A 6509-nucleotide genomic window follows, 5' to 3' on the forward strand; every position below is an offset into this window, starting at 1 on the left:
TTTTCGCGCTCAGTTGCTTCTAATTTTCTCTTCATGTGCGCATTTGATCATACTAGATCCATGATTTCAATATTTTTTTTCGGATTTTGATTTCCGATGGGTATATAATTGCAGGCTTAAATAAATCAATTTCATCATAATACCTTAAGGCTCTGGTGCTAATTCCAGATATATCAGCTAACTGCTTAATTGTGTATTGCATTTTTAATACCCTTTGTTTAATAGTGTAAATTTCTTTTAATACACCATGTAAAGGATAAACCTTGACGTTACGTAAAGATCAAGGGTTTATTTCATCAACAATGTGAAAATTTGAAAACTAATAGATCATGGGATTTGGAACACAGTGCTCTATTGCTCGTGCTTGTCTAGCTAAGGAACAAATCGCTGTAAAGTCCAAGTTTTATCAGTACATAGTGCAGTTATTGAGTCAGACAACCGATGCTCATTTAATTGATAAAATTTTATCTCTTCTGGAACAATCGTATAACCAACATATTCTCGAGGCCTTTCTGGAAGTGTTTTTTTATATTGAACCCTTAACGCAATTAACTCCTCATCTAACTCCTGTTGTTTTTTTATCAGCTGTCCAGATTTTGTGCCATAAACTAAAAACCGTAACATTCGCTCTTGATCATAAGTCGCCCAATTTTTTAAATTTTCGCTTTCGCCAAGTGGCTTTACTCTACCAGAGACAGTAACCTGTCTTTGTGTATTCGGTAACATAAAAGTAAAAGAAACATAGGGATTAACAGAAAGATGCCCTACTTTCGCACTACCTAGCTGGGTAAAAAAAAGCAAACCCTGTTCGTTTATTTCACGGATGGCTACCGTACGGCTTATTGGATGTCCCTTTTCATCTACTGTCGCTAAAACACCCATCTTAAATGGTAGAGATTCTTTCTCTACCCAAGCCTTCATTAATCTTAACAACCAACTATAATCAACTTGTTCAGGTAACTCTTCTAAAAACCAGTCTCTATCCGTAAATTGCATTTTTATATTACTTTTTTCTAATCAGATGAGTTGGATTGTACTATTACTTATATAATCATCATAATTGGATCTGTAACTAATTAGGTTAAGTCCGCGTTAATTTAAGCTGAAATATGACCGTAATTCGTATTTGCCTCAGATCTGTAATTTAAGCCAACATTACTCATCCATAATGAATGATATCATGAAACCGCGATATGGTCGGAGATGTATTACGGTAACCGTGGGGTTGATTTGCGTTAAAACGTAGACCTTCTCCTTTTGTTAGAGGCTTCCAGCACCCATTAATGAGCACCTCCAAATTGCCCTCAATGACCACAATATGTTCAATAACACTGCGTTCATGAGGCAGTGATAAATGTTCGCATCCTGGCAATAATTCAATAACGAAAAGCTCAAAACGCAATGTTTTATCAAATGGAAATAAGGGATGAATCCGTATTTTTTCATCCTCTGGATGCAGCGTTTTTGTATCGCTGACTCGATACAAGATATGATTTGTTTCCTCTGAAATCTCCTCGATAAAAGAAGAAAAAGAAGTTTGAAAACCAGTTGCTATTTTCCATAAAGTGGCAATAGTAGGGCTTGATTCTTCTCGTTCAATTTGGCCAAGCATGGCTTTTGAAACGCCTGTTTCACGCGCTGTTTTATCTAAGCTCCAGCCTCGTTCTTGTCGAAGCTGCTTTAATGTTTTAGCAATACGTTTGAAAATATCTTGCATGATTCGTCTTAAATGATCTTGTGCGTTTTAGCGCACATGGTTACACTATGCTTATTATGCGTTATAACGCACGAATTGTGAATGTTGATGTGGAGAATGTTATGAGCGGGCTGGTTTTTGAAAATAAATTAGTTGCGGTCCTCAATAAACGCATTGAGCCTGGAAAAATCATGAATGCGCTTGCTCATATGTGTATTGGACTGGGAGCTGTCATTGGTCAGCAAGACTTACGATTAACGGATTATCGGGATGCTGATGGTGGCTCTCATCCTCACATTTCTGAAATACCTTTTATCATTCTTTGTGATAATTCAAATAAAATTAAGAAATTAAGACAAGAAGCAATCAATAAAAATATTCTTTTTAATGATTTTACCGATACAATGATCGTTGGCACCTATCAAGAGCAAATTGAAAGAACTTTGCAAGTGAACGAGGACGACTTGACCTATTTTGGCATTGTTTTGTTTGGTGATTGGGATGAGGTTACCGCATTGACGCGAAAATGTTCTTTGTGGCGATAGTATAGGTTTTGACTCATGACGAAAAAAATATTTTGGGAAAATTCTTATTTAACAGAGTTAGAGACCTTTATAGAAACAGTTCAAGATGAGCTTGTTACAGTAAGAGAAACTATTTTCTATGCTTTTTCGGGCGGCCAAGAAAGCGATCGCGGGACAATAGGAGGTTATGCAGTATTAAGTGCTAAGAAAGATGGAAAACAAATTTACTATCAATTGCCTAATCAGCATGGCCTTATAGCAGGCGATGCTGTTCATATGACGATTGATTGGGAACGTCGTTATCGATTAATGAGACTACATTTTGCAGCAGAACTTGTATTAGAGCTCGTTTGTCGCCGATTTCCGGACGTGGTGAAGGTTGGAGCGCATATAGCAGAAGATAAAGCTCGGATCGATTTTCAATGGCAAGAAACTATTTCTCCTTTTATTGTATTACTGCAGGAAGAAGCACAAGAAATTATCGATGCAAACGAAATGATTTTGAGTGCGTTTAGTGATGAACCTAACGAGCGAAGATATTGGAAAATTGAGACATTCGCAGAGGTTCCTTGTGGCGGGACACATATTAGACGTACAAGTGAAGTAGGGCGGATTCGTTTAAAGCGACATAACCCAGGAAAAAATAAAGAACGGATAGAGATTTATGTATCATAGGTTATTCTGAGAGGGGAGTCCCTTGGTGAAAAATCATTTGCCAATCGCAACTTTGGCGTTGCCAAATAGAAGAGCGTAATGAATATCTGGAATTAACCATTACTTTATAAGTTGCTAACTCCACGTTAGAGGATAGTTCTCGCACATTAAAATCTGTGCGATCGCCCCAACCTATCCAATCGCCATACAACCAAGGTATCACCCTTCCTGAGATAACTTTCAATTTTCTCAAGACCTGGTCTTTCTGAAACTGAGCCACTAATTTTGTCAGTAAAGATTTTCTTCGCACCCTGCCTTTTTCAACTCATCCAATTGCAAGTCTAAATTTTGTTCGTGAGTCGGTACTCTGGCCTACCCTACTCGCATCATCAAATCCTTGAGTTCATAAAGTCTAAAAATGAAGATTAAAATGAACCTTGATAAATGCACAGAGTTTTTAAACCAAAAATTGGGGTTAAATGGAGAGATTTGGAGTTCTAAAAGTCGCGTTCACAAACCCATCGTTTTTAAGACTCAAACTATTTTGAGAAATCTCTTACAAATGATCGCTCTCTTTTCATCATGACTTATTTATGGGCTTTGATAAACTATTCCTGTGAGGATAAACAGGGATTGTTAAATACGGACTATTATGAATCAGGGATGATCAAGCCGCAAGGAACGCGGCATAATCCTCCGATGTCAGTAAGTTTTCATTGATACAGCCAGTTTCGCCTGCACAATGCCTCTAATGCTTTCACCTTGGCATAATCTGAATAAAATTTGACGATACTGATACATACCAAACCTCCTATTCGACATCGCTTTTTCTCCTAAATCTGTGAACTCAAGAACAAATTTACTATGTCGGTTGAGTGTTTAATACGCTATCGGGTGGTCCCATTAAGGTGATTACGAAATGGTCCTTTTATGGTGATGACTAACACCCTGCCCTACTTTCATTGGATTCAGCATTAAGCAATTTGATTAAATGCATTTTAAGAAAGAATCGCGATATCATGCATAGTCTTTTGTTTGTTGAGTAATTTTATTTGATTTCATGCGCTTTACTATTCTTATTATATTTGCTTTGCATTGATTGGCCGTTTTTTTATCAACAACCAAAAACATAGCCGTAATTTGCTTTGAAAAAATATACGCTAATGATTTTGGAGATATTTCTTGATTTTTACTAACTAATATGGAACTTTGGGCGCTAAAAAACAAATTATGCTCTAAAAGAAAACCTAAAATATAGTCATTAAATTCATAAATAGAATCTTCATCTAAAAGCTCATGTAAAGAATATAGCTGTGTTTCCGTCAGATAGTTAATATAATCAATACGACTTGAATCTAAATCCTTATCTTTCTTTGGTATTGAGTTATCTTCACAATTAACTGAAGATAGAGACTCGTCCGTTTTGTATTTAATCTTATTAAATCGATAAGGAAGCCAATTCATATAATCTTCATACTGATCTATGATTGGATGAAATTCTTTTTTCAGAAAAGAATTGTGATTTTCTGTTAAAATTGCGGTTGGTCTACCTGGATATACAATTGTAGCAGGCGTATCATCGCCTATAAGTTTTATAGCTTCTGGTAACAACGATATTGCGACACATTCCTCTTGTAAGTAGGAATAACAATTTTTTTTGTGATATTCCATTCCTTCAATCAAATGACTTGGATTTAAGCGTTTTTCTACTCTTTTCCCATATTCTTCAATCGATTCGTTCATTGCTTTTAAAAAAGAAGAATCTTTCTCAAACACTGACATGAAATGGCTTTCTTTTTCTTGAAACTTGGGATGTGTAATAAGCGTATCCCAGCGAAGAACTTCATAAGGAATATCAAATGCCTCATCAATAAAGTCCTTATATCTAGATAGCCACTCGTCGCCTCGCTTTAAAGATTCTTTATACGCTTCATCAGGGGTAATGCCCGTTTCGGTTGCAATATTAAATCGCTGGAGGGTATCTGCTATCGCAATACAACAACTGTTAAACTCTTGGTTTATCATGTTAACAGCCGCTTCAAGAGCGTCCTCTTCAAAATTTTCTTTCCCAATACTAACAAGCAAAATCGCAACATAAGACTTCATTTTCCCTGTTCGACCTGACATTAATTTTGCAACGACTACCTTATCATTTCTTATTTCAATAGAGTTCATTTAATAAAGTTCCTTTTGTTTCCACATCATTTCAAATGTGCAAGCATGGTACAAAACAGGATCTATTTTGTCAATTTTTATATTTAATGCTTATTTTTAAGGCTTATGGTGGTCGGCACAAAAATAGTATACTAAAATTTGATAAACTGATTTCTATTCAATTATTATGACTGAAAGACTGCCTAAGCAAAATTCGTCAGAGAAAGAATTGGCTGAAAATTTTGAGAGTTTAATCTCGCTAATTCCATGCCATATATATTGGAAAGATACCGAAGGACGTTATTTAGGATGTAACCAACTCCATGCCCAGAACCTTGGCTTACCATCAGTTGAAAGCATCATAGGTAAAACAGACTTTGACTTACCATGGGCCGAGCAAGCCGAGCAGCTTAGAGCATCTGACAAAGAAGTGATTACAACCCGAGACAGCTTTACATTTGAAGAAGAAGTAATTATGGCCAATGGTGAAAAAACTTATTTTTTATCCAAAAAGGCCGCTTTAATATCAAGTGACAATAACGTAAAAGGCATCATTGGAATCTCATTTGATATTACCGAACGAAAAAAAATGGAATCTGAGTTACAAACAGCTAAAAAACAAGCCGAAACCGCCAGCAAAGCAAAATCCGAATTTATCGCCAACATGAGTCATGATATTAGAACACCATTGTCTGGCATCATTGGCATATCAAGCATTCTAGAAGATGAAGCTCCTGATGAAACCATCAAAGAATACGCCCACATGCTAAACATTAGCGGGGAACAACTACTTTCCCTTTTAAACAGCGTATTAGAGCTTGTTTCAGCCAAGTCATTAGGCAAGAAAAAACTCAATCTGAAATCGTTTAGCATCAAAGAAATGTTAAACAACCTCTTTGAGCTAGAACTTCCCTACCTTAAACTCAAAGACATTGATTTTAAACTGGATGTGGAGCCTAATGTGCCCGATGTTGTCCTTTCTGACAAAGAAAAAGTGTATCGGATTTTATTAAACATCTTATCCAACGCCATTAAATTTACTCATAACGGTCGAATTACCATTCAAGTGAATTTAGTCGAGGAACAGGAAGAAGACATCAAACTGTGCTTCAAAGTCATCGATACCGGCATTGGCATCCCTGAAGAAGACATCCATAAAGTCTTTGACCAGTTTTATCGCTCCACCTCGTCTTATGAAGGTAATTTTGATGGCTATGGGATTGGCTTGCACATCGTACGCGATTACCTTGAGAAACTTCAGGGGCGTGTTGAAATTCAAAGCGAGGAAGGGAAAGGTACCACCATCGCCTTAACCATTCCAATGAAAAAAGCTTCTGCCACGGAGATAAGTGGCGTTGAACCAGAGACTGCCCTGCCTCAAAAAGAATCTTATTCCAACCTTGAAATCACCCCTGAGAATGAAAGTGCGTTTGTGCTTTTAGTCGAAGACAATTTTATCGCTCGTAAAATTGCTTCTGACG

At 36.7% G+C, this 6509-nt stretch carries 8 protein-coding genes; 3 read left to right on the forward strand and 5 right to left on the reverse strand.

Annotated features, from left to right (window positions below; genetic code table 11):
* Positions 1 to 52: 52 nt before the first annotated feature.
* The 3 genes from E1O47_RS12740 to E1O47_RS11715 all read right to left on the reverse strand — a co-directional run bounded on the left by E1O47_RS12740 (position 53) and on the right by E1O47_RS11715 (position 1717).
* On the reverse strand, positions 53 to 202 hold the full coding sequence (locus tag E1O47_RS12740; RefSeq protein ID WP_133131435.1) for a MerR family DNA-binding transcriptional regulator: 150 nt from the start codon (positions 200 to 202) through the stop codon (positions 53 to 55).
* Between the two features lie 170 nt (positions 203 to 372).
* Complete coding sequence (locus tag E1O47_RS11710; protein ID WP_133131436.1) at positions 373 to 996, reverse strand: pyridoxamine 5'-phosphate oxidase family protein; 624 nt, start codon at positions 994 to 996, stop codon at positions 373 to 375.
* A 163-nt stretch (positions 997 to 1159) separates the two neighbouring features.
* Positions 1160 to 1717, reverse strand: a complete 558-nt coding sequence (locus E1O47_RS11715) for a helix-turn-helix domain-containing protein (protein WP_133131437.1) — start codon at positions 1715 to 1717, stop codon at positions 1160 to 1162.
* A 47-nt stretch (positions 1718 to 1764) separates the two neighbouring features.
* On the opposite strand from E1O47_RS11715, the gene E1O47_RS11720 reads away from it, so the two are divergent.
* Both E1O47_RS11720 and E1O47_RS11725 read left to right on the forward strand, forming a co-directional pair.
* On the forward strand, positions 1765 to 2241 hold the full coding sequence (locus tag E1O47_RS11720; protein ID WP_242602108.1) for a DUF2000 domain-containing protein: 477 nt from the start codon (positions 1765 to 1767) through the stop codon (positions 2239 to 2241).
* 15 nt (positions 2242 to 2256) lie between these two features.
* Complete coding sequence (locus E1O47_RS11725; RefSeq protein WP_133131438.1) at positions 2257 to 2895, forward strand: alanyl-tRNA editing protein; 639 nt, start codon at positions 2257 to 2259, stop codon at positions 2893 to 2895.
* A gap of 146 nt (positions 2896 to 3041) precedes the next feature.
* Here E1O47_RS11725 and E1O47_RS11730 read toward each other — a convergent pair whose 3' ends face one another.
* The gene (locus E1O47_RS11730; RefSeq protein ID WP_479724357.1) at positions 3042 to 3173 is read right to left on the reverse strand and encodes a recombinase family protein; all 132 of its coding nucleotides are present in this window, start codon (positions 3171 to 3173) and stop codon (positions 3042 to 3044) included.
* A 718-nt stretch (positions 3174 to 3891) separates the two neighbouring features.
* Entirely contained in the window at positions 3892 to 5049 is a 1158-nt protein-coding gene (locus E1O47_RS11735; RefSeq protein ID WP_133131439.1) for a hypothetical protein, read from the reverse strand.
* 166 nt (positions 5050 to 5215) lie between these two features.
* On the opposite strand from E1O47_RS11735, the gene E1O47_RS11740 reads away from it, so the two are divergent.
* Positions 5216 to 6509: sensor histidine kinase (locus E1O47_RS11740; protein ID WP_133131440.1), on the forward strand; the 1294-nt coding region annotated here is incomplete at its 3' end.

Origin of the sequence: Legionella yabuuchiae, from assembly GCF_900640115.1 — a bacterium.
Taxonomy (GTDB): Bacteria; Pseudomonadota; Gammaproteobacteria; order Legionellales; family Legionellaceae; genus Legionella_A; species Legionella_A yabuuchiae.